Below are 19,134 nucleotides of genomic sequence, written 5' to 3'. Positions count from 1 at the left end.
AATCATGGAAAAATTCGAAACGTTAACCGCCATCGCCGCGCCGCTGGATCGATCCAATGTCGATACCGACGCGATCATTCCCAAGCAGTTTCTCAAGTCGATCAAGCGCACCGGCTTTGGCCCGAATCTGTTCGACGAGTGGCGTTATCTGGATCACGGCGAGCCGGGCAAGGACAATAGTCACCGGCCGATCAACCCGGACTTCGTGCTCAATCAGCCGCGTTATGCGGGCGCGCAAATCCTGCTGGCCCGCGATAACTTCGGTTGTGGTTCCAGTCGCGAGCATGCGCCCTGGGCATTGCTGGATTACGGTTTTCAGGTGATTATCGCGCCCAGCTTCGCCGATATTTTTTATAACAACTGTTTTAAAAACGGCATCCTGCCCATCGTGCTGGATAGCGATACCGTGGATAAGTTGTTCAGGGCCGTGGAAGCGCAGGAAGGCTATCAACTGACGGTGGATCTCGAGCAGCAACAGATCCGCGCGCCCGACGGCGCGGTCATCCCCTTCGAGATCGATGCCTATCGCAAACAGCGTCTGCTCGAAGGCCTCGACGACATCGGCCTGACCCTGCAGTATGCCGAGGAAATCCGCACCTACGAGGAACAGCAACGCCAACAAAGACCCTGGTTGTTCAGTCAGTAAGCATTGTCTCTGGGAATCAACGCGGAGTTCGCGGAGTCGCAGAGACGCAGAGGAAAACGTTATTGTCATTCTCCGCGCCTCTGCGACTCCGCGTACTCTGCGTTAAATAGACGAATTTAAAAAGGGAAAGAAAAGCTGTGTCTGAAAATATTGGTACTAAGGCACGAATCCCTGCAGAATATCGACGCACTCCGTGTTTATGAGAAAGAGCAACGGCAGCAGCGTCCATGGTTGTTTAATCAATAATAGACGCTCGGGAAAATAACGCGGAGGTCGCAGAGGCGTTTATGTCCGTTGTTTGGGTGCAAAGACGCAGAGGAAAAAAACAATCAATTATTTCTCCGCGGCTCTGCGACTCCGCGTCCTCTGCGTTAAATAGACGAATTTGAAAGAGGAACAGAAGTGTCAATAACGTCCGTGGCTGTTTCGTTAATTAGTTGATGCTCTGGGAAGCAACGCGGAGGTCGCAGAGACGCAGAGGAAAACGTTATTGTCATTCTCCGCGTCTCTGCGACTCCGCGTCCTCTGCGTTAAATAAACTGAATTTGATAAAGAGAAAGAACTTATGACGAAAAAGATTCTGGTACTCCCCGGCGACGGAATCGGACAGGAGATCGTGGCCGAGGCGGTGAAGGTGTTGAACGCCCTGCGCCAGGACGGTCTCGATATTGAACTGGAAGAGGCGCTGGTCGGCGGTACGGCCTATGACGCGCACGGTACGCCGCTGCCCGCCGAAACCCTGAATCTGGCCAGGGAGGCGGATGCGATTTTGCTCGGCGCGGTGGGTGGTTATAAATGGGAGTCGCTTGAGATCGCGGTGCGCCCGGAAAAAGGGCTGCTGGGCCTGCGTTCGGAACTGGAACTGTTTGCCAATCTGCGCCCGGCGATCCTCTATCCGCAGCTGGCCGACGCCTCGACATTGAAGCCGGAAGTGGTGTCCGGGCTGGATATCATGATCGTGCGCGAGCTGACTGGCGGCATTTACTTTGGCCAGCCGCGCGGTATTCGCACCCGCGAGGACGGCCAGCGCGAAGGTTACAACACCCTGGTCTACAGCGAGTCGGAGATCGAGCGCATCGCCCGGGTCGCCTTCGATATCGCCCGCAAGCGCAACCACAAGGTCTGCTCGGTCGACAAGGCTAATGTGCTGGAGTGCACCGAGCTGTGGCGGGAAGTGACCACCACGGTCGGCAAGGAGTACGATGATGTGGAACTGAGCCATATGTATGTGGATAACGCCGCCATGCAACTGGTGCGCGCGCCCAAGCAGTTCGACGTAATGGTCACCACCAACATGTTCGGCGACATTCTCTCCGATGCCGCCGCCATGCTCACCGGCTCCATCGGCATGCTGCCCTCGGCCTCGCTGGATGCCCATGGCAAGGGCATGTACGAGCCGATCCACGGCTCGGCCCCGGACATCGCCGGGCAGAACGTGGCCAATCCGCTGGCAACGATCCTTTCCGTGGCGATGATGCTGCGTTATTCCCTGGACGAGCCGGCCATGGCCGATCGGATCGAGCAAGCGGTCAATACCGTGCTGGATGAGGGGCTGCGCACCGCGGATATCTATCAGGATGGCATGCAGAAAGTCGGCACTTCCGAGATGGGGGATGCGGTGGTTGCTGCGCTCCAAGAATAAAAGGGCCGAGGGACGAGTTACGAGGGACGAGGAAAAACGGAATGAGCGATAACTCGTCAGGAATTTATCAGCCTCGTCACTCGTCCCTCGTACCTCGGCCCTGTTCGGGGTTACAATAACGGTACAGTTTTTAATTGAGGTGGAGTAGTGATGAAACGCACGGGTTTGATAGGCTGGCGCGGTATGGTGGGGTCGGTCCTCATGCAACGCATGCGCGAGGAAAACGATTTCGATCATATCGAGCCGGTGTTCTTTTCCACCTCGCAGACCGGTCAGCCCGGTCCCGACATCGGCAAGGACGTGCCGCCGTTAAAAGACGCCAATGACATCGATGAGCTCAAGCAGATGGAAGTCATCATCTCCTGTCAGGGCGGCGACTATACCGGGAAGGTCTATCCCGCACTGCGCAAGGCGGGCTGGGACGGTTACTGGATCGACGCGGCTTCCACCCTGCGCATGCAGGACGACAGCATCATCGTGCTGGACCCGGTCAACAAATCCGTCATCGAGGCGGGACTGGACAAGGGGATCAAGACCTACGTGGGCGGCAACTGTACCGTCAGCCTGATGCTGATGGCCGTTGGCGGCCTGTTCGACCGGAACCTGGTCGAATGGATCTCGCCCATGACCTATCAGGCCGCCTCCGGCTCCGGTGCGCAGCACATGCGCGAGCTGATCCGGCAGATGGGTGCCATCAACGAGTCGGTCAGGGAACTCAACGCCGATCCGGCCACCGCCATCCTGGATATCGATCGCCAGGTGGCCGAGTTCATCCGCAGCAAGGACTACCCGGTCGACCAGTGGGGTGTGCCCCTGGCCGGCAGCCTGATCCCCTGGATCGACAAACCGCTCGACAGTGGCCAGACCAAGGAAGAGTGGAAGGCCCAGGTCGAGTCCAACAAGATCCTCGGGCGTAGCGACCGGCCGATCCCGATCGACGGCATCTGCGTGCGCATCGGCGCCATGCGCTGTCACAGCCAGGCGCTGACCATCAAGCTGAATAAAGATGTCCCGCTGGATGAAATCAGCGACATCCTGGCGCAGGCCAACGACTGGGTGAAAGTCATTCCCAACGATAAGGACGCCAGCATGCAGGCGCTGAGTCCGGCCAGTGTCACCGGCAAGATGCACGTGCCGGTCGGGCGCCTGCGTAAACTGAGCATGGGTAACGACTACCTGTCCGCCTTCACCGTCGGCGACCAGCTGCTGTGGGGCGCCGCCGAACCCCTGCGCCGCATGCTGCGCATCCTGCTCGAGCACTGATGCTGCTTCCATTTCGAGGCTCTGAAAATAAACGCAGAGCACGCGGAGTCGCAGAGGCGCGGAGAAAAACAAATATTAATCTCTGCGTCTCCGCGCCTCTGCGTCCTCCGCGTTTGAATTCCCATTTATGAAAGAAGTGAGTATGTTGGGTATGCCTTACAGTCGGATTTCTTTTGATGGTTAAAAGCGTGGATATCGCAATTGTCGGGGTCACCGGCGCGGTGGGCGAGGTGATGCTGGAGATTCTCGAGCAGCGGGATTTTCCGGTCGGGGCGATCTATCCGCTGGCCAGCGCCAGCTCGGCCGGCAAGCGGGTGGAATTTCGCGGCAAGTCGCTGGTGGTCAGGGATCTGGCGGATTTCGACTTTTCCCGGGTGCAACTGGCGCTGTTTTGTGCCGGCGAGACGGTGGCGGCCGAGTATGCCCCCCGTTCCGCGGCGGCCGGTTGTGTGGTGGTCGACAGCAGCGCGCGGTTTCGTGCTGATGAATCGGTGCCGCTGGTCATCCCCGAGGTTAATCCCCGGGCGATTGCCGGTTATACGGCGCACCACATCATCGCCAGCCCCGACGCGACCACCGTGCAACTGTGGGTCGCCCTGAAGCCGCTTTACGACACGGTCGGGATCGAGCGGCTCAATGTGGCGACCTACCAGGCGGTGTCCGGCAGCGGCAAGGCCGGGGTTCAGGAGCTGGCGGGACAGACGGCGAATCTATTAAATGCCCAGCCGCTGAAAAACCGGGTGTATGATCGGCCGATCGCCTTCAACGCCCTGGCACAGCTCGGGCCGCTGGAAGAGAACGGTTATACCCGGACCGAGATGAACCTGGTGCGCGAAAGTCGCAGACTACTTGGCGATGAGAACCTGCCGATTAATCCGACCGCGGTAACGGTTCCGGTGTTTTACGGTCACGGCATGGCCGTGCATCTGGAAACCCGCGATAAACTCGGTGCCGGGCAGGCGCGGGCCTTGCTGGAAGATGCGCCGGGTATCACGTTGATGGATGAAGGTCGCGAACACAGCTATCCGAGCCCGGTCACTGATGCTGCCAACGAGAATGCCGTGCTGGTGGGACGCATTCGTGAGGACATCTCCCATCCGCGGGGGCTGGATTTGTGGATAGTGAGTGATAATGTGCGAAAAGGTGCCGCATTAAACAGTGTTCAAGTTGCTGAAATTTTGGTAAAAGAGTATTTATAAGCTATAGTTAGTGCATACTCATAAAAAATCTTCCAAGAATCCGGGATAAGTTGTTGAATTACAAAAATAAAATGGGTTACCGCCAGTTTGGGGGGAGCGGGAGCATGACAGACTGGAGAATTTCTATGTTGCGAAAGCTGGTTTTGGGCCTGGCTTCGGCCTGTCTGGTTTTGCTGCCGATGAGTGTCCAGGCGTTGGGATTTGGCAACATCAAGCTCAATTCCGCCCTCAATGAACCCCTCGATGCCCGCATTGATCTGATCTCCCCGACCGAAGCAGACCTCGAAAGTCTGACGGTAAAACTGGCTTCCGAGGGCGCCTTTACCCGTGCCGGTCTCGATCGGCCGCATTTCCTCAGCAGTCTTGAGTTCGAAGTTGTCGAGAAAGAAGGCGTTATCCGGGTTCGTTCCAAACAGCCGATCCGCGAGCCGTTTGTCAATTTCCTGGTGGAGTTCAGCTGGGACAACGGCCGCATGCTGCGCGAATATACCATGCTGCTGGATCCCCCCGGGCAGATGATGCGCGAGCCGGCGCCGGCCATGGCCGAGACGCCGGTTACAGAAGAGCCGAGCGATACCATCCAGCGTTATGAGCCGCAACCCTATACCCCGGAACCGGTTACCGAAGCCGAGCCGACCGCGCCTGACGCCCCTGAAATGGCGCAGCAACCCGAGCCATCAGCCCCGCAGGCGCAGCCGGAGATCACCGACGAACCCGGATTCGCCGCAGAAGAAGAGATGGCCGAGGCGCAAGCGGAGGATGTGGCGACTGACACCGGGACGGCTTCCGATCGCTATACCGATCCCTTTGTCGATGACGGCTCCCTGTTCCCGCGTATCGATATCAGTGGTTATCGTTCGACAGGTGAAATAGAACTGGGCGAGCTGGACTACGGCGTCACCAGGCAGGGTGACAATGCCTGGACCATCGCCGAAAAACTCAAGAGTAACGCGGGTTCGGCCAGTATCTACCAGATCATGATGGCCCTGCTGCAAAGCAACCCGGAGGCCTTTGTCGACGGCAATATTCATCGACTTAAAACCGGGCAGGTCTTGCGCATTGAGGATCCCTCGTTGCTCAACGCCATGAATCAGCAACAGGCGGCCAACGAATATATGGCCCAGACCGAAAACTGGGAGCAGTATCGCCAGGCGGTAGCGGAACGGACCGGTCGCCAGGCCGTGGTTGCCGAAGCCGGTACCCGGGAGCAGCCGGTGCGTGCCGAGCAGGGCGGGGAATTGACTCTCTCGTCGCCGGATGGTGATCAGTTGCAGGCCGGTGCGGGCGCCAGTGAAGAGGCAATGAGTAACGATCTGATTGCCCTGCGGGATGAAATGCGCCAGTTGCGCGAGAACGCCTCGAGTACCCAGGAACGGAACAGCGAACTGAACCGGCAACTGCAGGAGATGGAAGAGGAGCTGGCTCGTCTGCAACGTTCTGTTTCCATCAAGGATGACGAACTGGCTGCCTTGCAACAGCAACTGGCCGAACTGAACGCCAAACCGGCGCTGCCTGAAACCCCGGCCATTGATGAGGCGGCCGGCGCAGAGGCCGTCGAGCCGCAACCGACCGAAGAGGCCACACCTGAACCGGAGATGGCGGCCGCGGAAGCCGGGGCTGAAAGGGAAGCCGCTATGGCGCCGCAGCCCGAGGAGGCGGAACCGGCTGAATCACCTCAGGCGCCGGTCGAAGACGAAGCCCCTGCCGCGGAGGACGCGCCTCAAGTCACCCCTGCGCCGGAAACCGAGACTGAACCCAAAGGCATGGTCGCGGAATACCTCGCCATGGCCAAAGATATCTTCAACAGTGCCGTCGGTGTTGTCACCGGCATGATCGGCGCTTCCGGCAATTCGTTGCTGATGTATGTGGCGGCGCCGGTGTTACTGGTGCTGGTCATTCTGATGCTGATCGTGGTGCGCCGGCGCCGCCTGGCCGAAGGGAACTATCAGGAGAGCATTCTCTCTGGCGGTCCCTCCACCATGACTAACAGTACTGAAACCGGTGCCGAATCCGGGGAGTCCTCGTTTCTGAGTGACTTTGCGGTCAGTGGCGCCGGGGCGATTCAGACCGAGGATTCGGAAGTGGATCCGTTGACCGAGGCGGATGTGTTCATCGCCTATGGCCGTTATGAAGCCGCCGAGGAGCGCCTGCAGGAAGCGATCGAGCAGGAACCGGGTCGCAAGGAACTCAAGCTCAAGATGCTGGAGCTGTATAACACCACCCAGAACGCCAGTGCGTTTGAAAATCTGGCCGAGGAATTTTATGCCAGTCTGGGCGGCGAGGCCGAATCGGATCCCATGTGGGAGAAAGTTGTGGGCATGGGCAAGCAGCTGGCGCCGAATAATCCCCTGTTCGCCGCCGGCGCTGCGGCTGCCGCAGCTTCCACCGCCTTTGGCAATGACGATTCCGGTGTGGGCCTCTCCGATAGCCAGGTGATGGATATCGGACTGGACAGCGGCGTTTTCGACAGCAGTGATTTTGCCGGCGGCGGCCAGGCCGAGTCCCAGGATTCGGAGCTCGATTTCAATCTTGATTTTGGCACGGACAGCGATACCGCCAGCGCCTCTGAGCAAGCTGACGGCGGGGGACTCGACTTCAGTCCGGGCGAGGGCGGCGAATCAAGCCAGACTGCGGATTCGGAACTGGATTTTAATCTGGGCGGCGGCTCGGACGACACGGAAGGTGGGCTGGACTTCAACCTCGGCGGCGAGAGCGACAGCGGTGATACCAAAAATGATCTGGAGTTCAATCTCGATGATATGGGTGGCGGTGCCGACTCCCAGGCCGATAGCGGCCTGAGTCTCGACTTCGATAGCGGCAACGAACAACCGGCCGCAGGCGGCGGGGATGCGGGGCTGGATTTCAATCTCGGCGGGGAGGACGATACCCAGTCGCTGGATACCGGCGGCGGTGAGCAAGCCGCTGACGAGGCGACCCTGGCCCTCGACGCAGGCGGTCTCGATTTCGGCGGCGCGGATGAAGGCGGGAGGGATCTGGAGCTGGACACGAGCCCGGATTCCGGCGAATCGGACATGCCACTGGGCGGCGGGGATGAAGTGGGGACCAAACTGGATCTGGCCCGTGCCTATATCGACATGGGCGATCCCGATGGGGCCCGCAGCATCCTTGATGAAGTGCTTGATGAAGGCGACGATTCGCAGAAACAGGAAGCTCAGCAGCTGATTCAGCAGATCGCCTGAACCCGATGCATCCGGTCATCCGGGTTGTCAGCTTCCTGGTATTTTGTGTTGCCCTGGCGCGTCCCGAACCCGGTCAACTGATCGTCGCTATCCTCATCATTGGCGGCCTGTTGTTTACCCTGACGCTGGTACAGGTGCGTCAAACCCTGGTGATGGTGCGACGGCTACGCTGGCTGCTGCTCTCCATACTGGTTATTTACGGCTGGTTCACACCCGGTGTTCCGCTGGATCTGCCGCTCCCCGAGTACCTGCTGCCGACCCGCGCCGGGCTGGAAGACGGCTTGCCGCGGGTCCTGACACTGATTCTGATTCTGCTGGCGGCCGGTATTCTGCTTGTCAGCACCTCACGCCAGCAGCTCATCGCGGCCCTGTACTGGTTATTGTCGCCCTTGCGTCATCTGCGCTGGCCGCCCGAGCGTCTGGCGGTGCGTCTGGCACTTACGCTGGATTATGTCACCCAGCAGGCGTCGTTGTGGCAGATCCCGCCGACCACGCCCGCAACCCGGGGCATAAGAGGGCGGATCACGCACATCGCACAACACCTGGCGGGGCTGCTGCCGCGCTTGTTTGAACAGGCTGAACAGCCATCGACCCGGGAAGTGACGCTGGATATACTGCCGCCGCCATCGGTGCGCCAATGGGGTTGGCCCGTGCTGCTTGTTATCGGGCTGATGGCCGGCGCCCTGATCGAACTGTAATAATCTTGTCATTATTTCCCGGGGGAATTGTGCGGATTGCGGCAGGCGTAGAATACGACGGCAGTGCCTTTTGTGGCTGGCAGTATCAGGAACACTCGCCCAGCGTGCAGGTGGCGGTGGAACGTGCGCTGGCAAAGGTGGCCAATCACCCGGTGCGGGTTGTTTGTGCGGGGCGTACCGACACCGGCGTGCACGGGGCCGGGCAGGTGATCCATTTCGACATGCATGCCGAGCGCAGCGAGTTTTCCTGGGTACGCGGTGCCAACAGCAATTTGCCCTACAGCGTTCGTCTGCTCTGGGCCCGACCGGTTGAGGCGGCTTTTCACGCCCGTTTCAGTGCCCGGCGACGCTATTACCGGTATGTCATTTTCAATCGCGCGATTCGCCCGGCCTACCTGCATCGGCGGGTGAGCTGGGAATACCGCCCGCTGAATGTCGAGCCGATGCGGCAGGCGGCACACTATTTACTCGGCGAACATGATTTCAGCGCCTATCGCGCGGTGGCCTGCCAGGCCAGGAGTCCGGTGCGTACCCTTTACCAGCTGGATGTGGTGCGCCGTGGCGAGTTTATTATTCTGGATCTGAATGCCAATGCCTTTTTGCATCACATGGTGCGGAACATTGCCGGGGTATTGATGACCATCGGTGCCGGTGAGGCCGAACCCGACTGGGCCCGACAGGTGCTTGAGCAACAGGATCGCACCCTCGGCGGTGTTACCGCACCGCCCGACGGGCTCTATTTCATGGGAGTCGATTATCCCGCCGAGTTTAATCTGCCCAAACCGGTTGTTGCTGATCCGATCTGGTGAGCCAGGATAACCACCGGGAAATCACTCAATAGACTTGTTTGGCAATTACCAGGACGGCTTTCTTATTATATTTTGTATGTTCGGTGTCTTCGGTGATTCACTTCAGCCCTGGCAATAACCGATGGGCATGTTTTGCCCCTATGAACGCTTTTTTCGCTTAATTGATTTGCATCAAATTATTCGGCACGCATTTTCGGCACTCTGACATCTGCTAACGGTGTATTCTCCATAGCTGATTTTTCCCGCCGACCCCCGGCGGGATTTTTTTGCCCTGTACTCTCTGCTTCGTTCCTGTCCGTGCCTCAAGCTTCATAGTTAGACTGAATGCTATATACACAACCTCGTGCTCATTGACGGTATAGAGTCTGACCGTCGGCTGAAACTGGTCATGAACGTCACTTTTTTGTTCATCTGAAGTGTTCCGTGCCAGGCCGTCCTTTTTCTTGCGGTTGTGTGCTAAGTACCTGTAAAATCAATAACCTTTGTATCCGACCGGGGTTATCACCGGGCGGGTAACCAGTGCTCAAACGGAATCCGACGCGCATGCAAACCAGGGTGAAAATCTGCGGCATTACCCGTCCGCAGGATGCCATAGCGGCGGCCCAGGCCGGTGCCGATGCGATTGGACTGGTGTTTTATCCGCATAGTCCCCGCGCTATCGAGATCGAGCAGGCCCGGGAGATCATTGCCGCCCTGCCGCCGTTTGTGACCCCGGTAGGGCTGTTTGTCGACGCCGAAGAGACGACGATTCGTCGGGTGCTGGCAGCGGTACCGCTGGATATGCTGCAATTTCACGGTGAGGAATCCCCGGCCGAGTGCCGGCGTTATGCCCGGCCCTATCTCAAGGCGCTGCGTATGCGCGAGCAGGCCGATGTGCTGGCCACCGCAAGGCAGTATCACGATGCCGCCGGATTGTTGCTGGATACCTACCAGGCCGGCATGCCCGGCGGTACCGGCGACCGCTTCGACTGGCGGCGGGTGCCCGCGCAGCTGGCCATGCCGGTGATTCTGGCGGGCGGTTTGAACGCGGAGAATGTCGCCGAGGCGGTGACCACCGCGCGCCCTTACGGAGTGGATGTCAGCGGCGGGGTCGAATCACAAAAGGGCATCAAGGACGCCTATAAAATCCGATCGTTTATCGCAGAGGTAGAACGCGTTGGCAGAGACTAAATCCAAATATCACTATCCGGACGCCCGTGGCCATTTCGGCCCCTACGGCGGCCGGTTCGTGGCCGAAACCCTGATGGGGCCGCTGGAGGAGCTGCGCGAGGCCTACGAGCGTTATATGGCCGATGCCGATTTCCAGGCCGAACTGGACGAGGAACTGCGCCAGTATGTCGGCCGGCCCAGCCCGCTCTATTACGCCCGGCGCTGGAGCGACAAACTCGGCGGGGCGCGCATCTATCTCAAACGCGAGGATCTCAATCACACCGGCGCCCACAAGATCAACAATACCGTCGGCCAGGCCCTGCTGGCCCGGCACATGGGTAAGACCCGGATCATTGCCGAGACTGGCGCCGGCCAGCACGGCGTGGCCACCGCCACCGTGGCGGCCCGGCTGGGGCTCGAATGCGTGGTCTACATGGGTGCCGAGGACGTGCAACGCCAGTCGATGAATGTCTATCGCATGAAACTGCTGGGCGCGCAGGTGGTGCCGGTGGAGTCGGGCTCGCGCACGCTCAAGGATGCGTTGAACGAGGCGATGCGCGACTGGGTGACCAACGTCGACAATACCTTCTATATCATCGGCACCGTGGCCGGCCCGCATCCGTATCCCGCCATGGTGCGCGATTTTCAGGCGATCATCGGCCGCGAATCCCGCGAGCAGATACTGGCCCAGGAGGGGCGTCTGCCCGACGCGCTGGTGGCCTGCGTGGGCGGGGGCTCCAACGCCATCGGCCTGTTCTACCCGTTTATCGATGATGAATCAGTGGAGATGTACGGTGTCGAGGCCGCGGGTTTCGGCCTGGAGACCGGCCAGCATGCCGCACCGCTGTGTGCCGGCAAGTCGGGTGTGCTGCACGGCAACCGGACCTACCTGATGGAAGACGCCCACGGCCAGATCATCCATACCCATTCGATCTCCGCCGGTCTGGATTATCCCGGGGTCGGCCCCGAGCACGCCTGGCTGAAGGATTCGGGACGGGCCCACTATGTCGCGGTCAATGACGACGAGGCGCTGCAGGGCTTCCATGATCTGACCCGCATCGAGGGTATTTTGCCGGCGCTGGAGTCGAGCCATGCCCTGGCCTATACCACCAAGCTGGCGCCAACGATGAACAAGGATCAGATCATCGTGATCAACCTCTCCGGACGCGGCGACAAGGATATTCACACCGTTGCCACCCATCAGGGGATCAGCCTATGAGCCGTATCGCCGGTTGTTTCACGGCCGCCCGCCAGATCGGCCGCAAGGTGCTGATTCCCTATATTACCGCCGGGGATCCCGCCCCCGAACAGACCGTCACCCTGATGCACGCCATGGTGGAGGCCGGGGCCGATATCCTCGAGCTGGGGGTGCCGTTCTCCGATCCCATGGCCGAGGGGCCGGTGATTCAAAAAGCCATGGAACGGGCCTTGACCCATGATGTGACCCTGGATGATGTGCTCGACATGGTGCGCACCTTCCGCCAGCAGGATGAGCGGACGCCGGTGGTGCTGATGGGCTATCTCAATCCTATCGAGGTCAAAGGCTACGCCCGCTTCGCGGCCGAGGCGTCCGCGGCGGGCATCGACGGCGTGCTGACGGTGGACCTGCCACCGGAAGAGGGCGAGGACTACATCCGCACCCTGCAGGAGCATGCTATCGATCGGATCTTTTTGATCTCGCCGACCACCGATGCCGAGCGCATGGGTGTGGTCAGCCGGGCGAGCAGCGGGTTTATCTATTACGTCTCCCTCAAGGGAGTCACCGGGGCGGCCAATATTGACACGAAAGCGGTAGGTGATCGCGTTGCGAGGATTCATGCGTTGACAGATTTGCCGGTAGGAGTAGGCTTTGGCATTAAAGATGCCGAGTCCGCCGCCGCCGTGGCCGCCGTGGCCGATGCCGTAGTGGTCGGCAGTGCGCTGGTGCGGCAGATCGAGGCGAATATGACCTCGGCCGAGAAGATTAACCACGCTGTGGCGGCGTTGCTGAGCGACATGCGCCGGGCGATGGATGCCCGCTGAGGGCATCACCAACATGACTTAAGGTTGTTCATCGATGAACTGGTTTACCAAGTTATTACCCTCCCGCATCCGCACCGAAGGCGGTAACCGTAAAAGCGTTCCCGAAGGGCTGTGGAGCAAGTGCCAGGCCTGTGGCGCCGTGCTCTACCGGGCGGAAATGGATCGCAATCTCGATGTCTGCCCCAAGTGCGATCACCACATGCGCATCGGCGCCCGCCAGCGTCTGGAACAGTTTCTGGACGAGGCGGGACGCGAGGAGATTGCCGCCAATCTCAAGCCGGTCGACGCCCTCAAGTTCCGGGATATCAAAAAATATAAAGATCGTCTGGCTCAGGCTCAGCGGGCGACCAGTGAAAGCGATGCTCTGGTGGTGTTGCAGGGCACACTCAAGGGAATGCCGCTGGTGGCCGCCGCGTTCGAATTCAAATTCATGGGCGGCTCCATGGGGTCGGTGGTGGGCGAGCGTTTCGTGCGCGCCGTCAATACCTGTATCGAGCACAATATGCCGCTGATCTGTTTTTCCGCCAGTGGCGGCGCGCGCATGCAGGAGGCGCTGTTCTCCCTGATGCAGATGGCCAAAACCAGCGCCGCGCTGGCGCGCCTGAATAAAAAAGGCATTCCGTTTATTTCGGTGATGACCGATCCCACCATGGGCGGCGTCTCCGCCAGTCTGGCCATGCTCGGGGATATCAACGCCGCCGAGCCCAATGCCCTGATCGGCTTCGCCGGACCCAGGGTGATTGAGCAGACCGTGCGCGAAACCCTCCCCGAAGGCTTCCAGCGCAGCGAGTTCCTGCTCGAACACGGGGCCATCGATATGATCATCGACCGCCGCGAGATGCGCGATCGCCTCGCCAATGTGCTGGCCATGCTTACCAGACAACCCTCTCTCTAAAAGGGACGAGTGACGAGTTACGAGGGACGAGGTGATTTGGGGCTTGTAACCTCGCTCCTCCTTGTCATCAGCCTGGAATCTTTTCGCCGATAAAATCGCCTCCCACACCAATTGTCTATGCGTTTTAAAACCCTTTCGGAATGGCTCCGTTGGCAGGAAACGCTGCATCCCAGTGAAATCGAACTCGGGTTGGAGCGCGTCAGCCGGGTTTTTCATCAGTTATGTCCTGAGCCGCTGCCGTTTACCGTGGTCACGGTGGCCGGGACCAACGGCAAGGGCTCGAGTATCGCGGCGCTGGAGGCAATGCTGCGGGCCGGAGGGTACCGGGTCGGTGCGTATACCTCACCGCATTTACTGCGTTACAACGAGCGGATTCGTCTCGATGGCGAGGAGGTGACTGATACGGCGCTGGTCGAGGCCTTCGAGCGGGTGGATCAGGCGCGCGGCGACACCTCGCTGACCTATTTCGAATTCGGCACTCTGGCGGCGTTGCGCATCTTCGCCGATGTCACGCCGGATATCGTGCTGCTCGAGGTGGGCCTGGGCGGGCGGCTCGATGCGGTCAATATCGTCGATCCCGATGTGGCGCTGATTACCGCCATCGGCATCGATCACACCGCCTGGCTGGGGGCGGATCGGGAAACGATCGCGGGCGAAAAGGCCGGTATTCTGCGCCCGCATCGGCCGGTGGTGTGCAGTGATCCGGCGCCGCCGGCGGCCATTCTCGATCAGGCCCGGGCCCTGGGCGCGCCGCTTTATCAGCTGGGCCGCGAGTTTGACTATCAGTTGACCGGCGACTCCTGGCGCTGGCACTGCCGGGTTCCAACGGCGTCCGAGCAGACGGATCTGCTCCGGCCGCTGCTCGGGGGCGAGCACCAGTATCGCAATATCGCCGGCGCGTTGATGGTGTTGGCGCTGCTGCAGGGGGCATTTCCGCTCGAGCGTCGGCAGATCGACGCCGGACTGGCCCGGTTGCAGCTGCCCGGCCGGTTGCAGTTGATCCCCGGCGAAGTGCCGCTGCTGCTGGATGTGGCGCATAATCCCGACGGGGTGGCCCAGCTGGCCGCGGCGCTGCGGGCCGAGCCGGTGGCCGGGCGCAACTGGGCGATTGTGGGGATGATGGCGGACAAGGATCTGCGCGGTGCTCTGACGCCCCTGTTGCCGCTCATCGACGGCTGGTTTCCCGTGAATCTGTCCGCCGTGCCGCGGGCCGCGTCTGCCGACCGACTGGCTGGCCTTCTGAATGAGCTGGGTGCCGGGACCGTGGTCCCCTGTACTGATTTGCCCCAGGCCCTGCAACAGGCCCGCGCCGCCGCCCGGCACGGGGATCGTATTGTGGTGTTTGGATCGTTTTATACGGTGGCGCAGGCCCTGGCCGAGCCCCTATAATACGCCCTTGTTTCCAGTGCCCTGTTCGGGAGTATCGTGGACGAGAACCAGCTTAAGCAACGTATCGTAGGTGCCATTGTGCTGGTTGCCCTGGCGGTGATTTTCATTCCCATGTTGCTCAGTAGCGATCGGGACGGGGACATAGCGATTATCGAATCCAATATCCCGCCCAGGCCGGACAATGTGGCCCGGGTCAAAACCCTTGATATCAAACCTGATAGTCCGGCCCCGAAGCCGGTCGAGACCCCGAGCTCCCGCACGCCCGTTGATGAACACACCCCGGAAGCGGATGACACGCCAGCCTCCGACGAGACACCCGATACACCGGCCAGCGAGGAACCCGAAACGACTCAAGCCGCTACGCCGGCGAACGATACCAATACCAATACCGATACGGATCCCAAGGCCTGGGCGGTACAGGTTGGCAGCTTCCGCAAACAGAGTAATGCCCTGGGGCTGCGGGACAAGTTGCGCGATCACGGTTACCGGGTTTTTGTCGAGAGAGTGGCAACGGACAAAGGCAATGTCTATCGGGTGCGGGTCGGTCCGGAGGTTCGCCGCAGCAAGGCCGAAGCGCTGCAAAACGATCTGCAGACGAAGCTTGAACTCGAGGGACTGGTAGTCGCTCACCCATGACAGAATCTGAACGCGCGGCATTCTGATGCTGGGAGTCGATTACGCGATCCTGGGAATCCTGGTGATTTCCACGTTCATCAGCCTGTTGCGCGGCTTTGTTCGCGAGGCCCTGTCGCTGGCCGGCTGGATACTGGCGTTCTGGGTCTCACTGACATTCGCCACCGGATTGGCCGGGTTGCTGACCAATACCTTCGAGGATCCGACGTTCAGATTGATTGTGGCCTTTGTCGGGCTGTTTGTGTTGTCCCTGATCGTTTCGGGCGTGGTGAATTTTTTCGCGGTCAAACTGGTTTATCGTACCGGGTTGACCAAAATGGATCGGTTTCTGGGCTTGTTGTTCGGATTCGGACGTGGCGTGTTGATTATCTCGATACTGGTCCTGCTTGCGGGGCTGACAACTTTGCCCAAAGAACCCTGGTGGGACGAGTCGTTTTTTCTGTTCCGTTTTCAGGCAATTGCCGAAGGGATTCAAAGCCTTTTGCCGGACTCGATTGGCGACAATTTCCGGTTTGAATGACCGGTGGCAGAACTATACTTTGACTGTGTAACCCTCTTCGGGTTGGACAAAACATGAAAGGGTAATCTGGAATGTGCGGAATTATTGGCATGGTGGCAAAGCAGTCGGTCAACCAGGCGCTGTATGATGGTCTGACGGTACTGCAACATCGCGGTCAGGATGCGGCGGGGATTATGACCTGCGAAGGTGACCGGATGTACATGCGCAAGGACAATGGTCTGGTGCGGGATGTTTTCCATACCCGGCATATGCTGCGCCTGCCGGGCAAGATGGGCATCGGCCATGTGCGCTACCCGACCGCCGGCTGCTTCAGCTCGGCGGAAGCACAGCCCTTTTATGTCAACTCCCCGTTTGGTATTGCGCTGGCGCATAACGGTAATCTGACCAATGCGGCGGATCTGAAACGGGACTTGTTTCTGTCGGATCGTCGTCACATCAATACCAATTCGGATTCGGAAATTCTGCTCAATGTCTTTGCCCATGAATTGCAGAACCAGGGAACGTTGGATCTGACACCAGACGACATCTTTGCCGCGGTCAGTGCTGTGCACCGGCGCTGTCAGGGCGCTTATGCGGTGGTCGGTATGATTACCGGGCGGGGGATATTCGCTTTCCGCGATCCCTATGGCATACGGCCGGTGGCTTTCGGCAAGCGGCATACCGACAAGGGCACCGAATACATGATTGCGTCAGAGAGCGTGGCGATCGACGTGCTCGGTTTCGAGCTGGTGCGGGATCTCGATCCGGGCGAGGCAATCTATATCGATGTCGACGGCAATCCGCACACCCGCCAGTGTGCCGACAAGACGCTATTGTCTCCCTGTATTTTCGAGCATGTTTACTTCGCCCGGCCCGATTCGATTATCGACGGCGTCTCGGTCTACAAGGCCCGCTTGCGGATGGGGGACTATCTGGCGCGCAAGATCATGCGTGACTGGCCGGACCATGATATCGATGTGGTGCTGCCGATTCCCGATACCAGTCGTACCTCGGCGTTGCAGCTCTCCTATACCCTGGACGTCAAATACAGTGAAGGGTTTATCAAAAACCGCTACATCGGTCGCACCTTTATCATGCCAGGGCAGAAGCAACGCAAGAAATCGGTGCACCAGAAACTCAACGCGATTGAACTGGAGTTTCGCGGTAAGAATGTGTTGCTGGTGGACGACTCCATCGTGCGCGGCACTACCTCGCAGCAGATCATCCAGATGGCACGCGAAGCAGGGGCCAACAAGGTGTATTTCGCCTCGGCGGCGCCGCCGGTGCGCTATCCCAATGTCTACGGTATCGACATGCCGGCAGCCAATGAGCTGATCGGCCACGGCCGGGACGAGGCGCAAATTGCCAGTGAAATCGGTGCGGACAAACTGATCTATCAGGACCTGTCCGATCTGATCGAGGCGGTCAAGAAAAAGGTCCCGAGCCTCAAACAGTTCGATACCTCTGTGTTCGACGGCAAATATGTGACCGGTGATGTGAGCGAAGCCTATTTGCAACACATTGAATCCTTGCGCAATGACAAATCACGCAAGCAGGATTTTAATGACGACGGCGAAGTCGTGGAAATGCGCAATAACGTCTAGGCGCTTGACGCTGTCAAAAACCTGACCTATGATTAATTTCATCGCGCCGATTTAACTCAACTTGCGGGCGCGTAATAAATCCAGCTAAAGCGAGCGCGGACCCGCTTTGGCTTGAACGGCTTGGCGGGTTTTTTGTTTTCGGTGGTTAATCGCTTTTTATGACAATCAGGTCAGGCGAACGAATTACGAGGATCAACGATGACGAACTTTGATGACGAGTGGGCGATAGAGACGCTGGCGGTACGCGCCGGGCAGGTGCGCACGGCAGAAAACGAACATTCAGAACCGATTTTTACCACCTCCAGTTATGTGTTCGGCAGCGCTGCCGAGGCGGCGGCGCGCTTCAAGGGTGAATCGCCGGGGAATATCTATTCGCGCTTTACCAACCCGACAGTGCGGACTTTCGAACACCGTCTGGCCGCGATGGAAGGCGGCGAGTCCTGTGTGGCGACGGCTTCGGGCATGTCGGCGATTCTCAGTACCTGCCTGGGGCTGTTGCAACAGGGCGACCATATTGTCTCTTCGCGATCGATTTTCGGCACCACGGTGGTGTTGTTCGACAAGTACCTGAGCAAGGCCGGCATCGAGACCAGTTATGTCCCGCTGACCGATCTCGAGGCGTGGCAACAGGCGATCCGGCCCAATACCAAACTGCTGTTTCTCGAAACGCCGTCCAACCCGTTGACCGAGGTGGCCGATATCCAGGCGCTGGCCGATCTGGCGCATGCCAACGATTGCCTGCTGGTGGTGGATAACTGCTTGTGCACACCGGTGCTGCAACAACCCTTCAAGTTGGGTGCGGATATTGTGATCCATTCCGCGACCAAATACATTGACGGGCAGGGCCGTTGCATCGGCGGTGCGGTGGTAGGCGACAGCAAACTGGTCGGTGAAGAGGTATTCGGTTTTTTGCGCACTGGCGGACCAAGTCTCAGTCCGTTCAACGCCTGGGTCTTTCTCAAGGGATTGGAAACCCTGAACGTGCGCATGAAAGCACACAGCGAGAATGCCCAGGAACTGGCCGAGTATCTGCTGCAGCATGCCAGAGTCAGCCGGGTGTTTTATCCCGGCCTGACGAGTCATCCGCAGCACGAACTGGCTTCGCGTCAACAGATCGGCTACGGCGGCGTGCTGGCCTTTGAGGTGGCAGGCGGCCAGGAAGCCGCCTGGAAGCTGATCGATCGCACCCGGTTGTTGTCTATTACTGCCAACCTCGGTGATGCCAAAAGCACCATCACCCACCCGGCCACCACCACCCACGGCCGACTCAGCGACGAACAGCGTGCCGAGTCGGGTATCACCCCGGGGCTGGTGCGGATCGCCGTCGGACTGGAAAACGTGGGCGATATCATCGCTGATCTTGAACGGGGGCTGAAGTAATGTTGAATTTTTAATGTTGAATTTTGAATTTAATGTGGATTCCATAATTCAACATTCACAACTCAACATTCAGCTTGTAGGAATTTTCCTACAGGTTTTTCAGAAA

Annotated in this window: 16 protein-coding genes; all 16 read left to right on the top strand. The window is 59.3% G+C overall.

Annotated features, from left to right (window positions below; genetic code table 11):
* Positions 1-4 precede the first annotated feature (4 nt).
* The 16 genes from leuD to U5J94_RS12845 all read left to right on the top strand — a co-directional run bounded on the left by leuD (position 5) and on the right by U5J94_RS12845 (position 19,028).
* Positions 5-646 carry a 3-isopropylmalate dehydratase small subunit gene (gene leuD / locus U5J94_RS12920; protein ID WP_322566035.1) on the top strand — a complete coding sequence of 214 codons (642 nt, stop codon included), beginning with the start codon at positions 5-7 and terminating at the stop codon, positions 644-646.
* A gap of 565 nt (positions 647-1,211) precedes the next feature.
* Positions 1,212-2,288 (top strand): 3-isopropylmalate dehydrogenase, encoded by a 1,077-nt coding sequence (leuB, locus tag U5J94_RS12915; protein ID WP_322566034.1) that lies wholly within the window; start codon positions 1,212-1,214, stop codon positions 2,286-2,288.
* Positions 2,289-2,438: 150 nt separating this feature from the next.
* Positions 2,439-3,551 carry an aspartate-semialdehyde dehydrogenase gene (asd, locus tag U5J94_RS12910; RefSeq protein WP_322566033.1) on the top strand — a complete coding sequence of 371 codons (1,113 nt, stop codon included), beginning with the start codon at positions 2,439-2,441 and terminating at the stop codon, positions 3,549-3,551.
* A 176-nt stretch (positions 3,552-3,727) separates the two neighbouring features.
* Positions 3,728-4,750 (top strand): aspartate-semialdehyde dehydrogenase, encoded by a 1,023-nt coding sequence (locus U5J94_RS12905; protein ID WP_416224228.1) that lies wholly within the window; start codon positions 3,728-3,730, stop codon positions 4,748-4,750.
* A 125-nt stretch (positions 4,751-4,875) separates the two neighbouring features.
* Positions 4,876-7,950, top strand: a complete 3,075-nt coding sequence (locus U5J94_RS12900) for a FimV/HubP family polar landmark protein (protein WP_322566031.1) — start codon at positions 4,876-4,878, stop codon at positions 7,948-7,950.
* Between the two features lie 5 nt (positions 7,951-7,955).
* A complete protein-coding gene (locus U5J94_RS12895; RefSeq protein WP_322566030.1) occupies positions 7,956-8,648 on the top strand; it encodes a hypothetical protein in 693 nt (230 codons plus the stop codon).
* Between the two features lie 26 nt (positions 8,649-8,674).
* The gene (gene truA, locus U5J94_RS12890) at positions 8,675-9,457 is read left to right on the top strand and encodes a tRNA pseudouridine(38-40) synthase TruA (RefSeq protein ID WP_416224227.1); all 783 of its coding nucleotides are present in this window, start codon (positions 8,675-8,677) and stop codon (positions 9,455-9,457) included.
* 591 nt (positions 9,458-10,048) lie between these two features.
* On the top strand, positions 10,049-10,627 hold the full coding sequence (locus U5J94_RS12885; RefSeq protein ID WP_416224226.1) for a phosphoribosylanthranilate isomerase: 579 nt from the start codon (positions 10,049-10,051) through the stop codon (positions 10,625-10,627).
* Positions 10,614-11,825: a tryptophan synthase subunit beta gene (trpB, locus tag U5J94_RS12880; protein ID WP_322566027.1), complete on the top strand. Its 1,212-nt coding sequence runs from the start codon at positions 10,614-10,616 to the stop codon at positions 11,823-11,825. Before U5J94_RS12885 ends, trpB begins: the two co-directional genes overlap by 14 nt.
* Positions 11,822-12,628: a tryptophan synthase subunit alpha gene (gene trpA / locus U5J94_RS12875; RefSeq protein ID WP_322566026.1), complete on the top strand. Its 807-nt coding sequence runs from the start codon at positions 11,822-11,824 to the stop codon at positions 12,626-12,628. Before trpB ends, trpA begins: the two co-directional genes overlap by 4 nt.
* 34 nt (positions 12,629-12,662) lie before the next feature.
* On the top strand, positions 12,663-13,523 hold the full coding sequence (gene accD, locus U5J94_RS12870; protein WP_322566025.1) for an acetyl-CoA carboxylase, carboxyltransferase subunit beta: 861 nt from the start codon (positions 12,663-12,665) through the stop codon (positions 13,521-13,523).
* Between the two features lie 117 nt (positions 13,524-13,640).
* Entirely contained in the window at positions 13,641-14,912 is a 1,272-nt protein-coding gene (folC, locus tag U5J94_RS12865) for a bifunctional tetrahydrofolate synthase/dihydrofolate synthase (protein WP_322566024.1), read from the top strand.
* Positions 14,913-14,948: 36 nt separating this feature from the next.
* Positions 14,949-15,548: an SPOR domain-containing protein gene (locus U5J94_RS12860; RefSeq protein WP_322566023.1), complete on the top strand. Its 600-nt coding sequence runs from the start codon at positions 14,949-14,951 to the stop codon at positions 15,546-15,548.
* A 25-nt stretch (positions 15,549-15,573) separates the two neighbouring features.
* Positions 15,574-16,065 (top strand): CvpA family protein, encoded by a 492-nt coding sequence (locus tag U5J94_RS12855; protein WP_322566022.1) that lies wholly within the window; start codon positions 15,574-15,576, stop codon positions 16,063-16,065.
* 71 nt (positions 16,066-16,136) lie between these two features.
* The gene (gene purF / locus U5J94_RS12850; protein WP_322566021.1) at positions 16,137-17,648 is read left to right on the top strand and encodes an amidophosphoribosyltransferase; all 1,512 of its coding nucleotides are present in this window, start codon (positions 16,137-16,139) and stop codon (positions 17,646-17,648) included.
* Between the two features lie 198 nt (positions 17,649-17,846).
* Positions 17,847-19,028 (top strand): O-succinylhomoserine sulfhydrylase, encoded by a 1,182-nt coding sequence (locus U5J94_RS12845; protein WP_322566020.1) that lies wholly within the window; start codon positions 17,847-17,849, stop codon positions 19,026-19,028.
* Positions 19,029-19,134: the final 106 nt, after the last annotated feature.

This window comes from Thiohalophilus sp. (assembly GCF_034522235.1).
In the GTDB taxonomy this organism is placed as follows: domain Bacteria; phylum Pseudomonadota; class Gammaproteobacteria; order UBA6429; family Thiohalophilaceae; genus Thiohalophilus.
The sequence above is the reverse complement of the archived record's forward strand: the minus strand, read 5'-3'. Positions and strand labels throughout refer to the sequence as shown.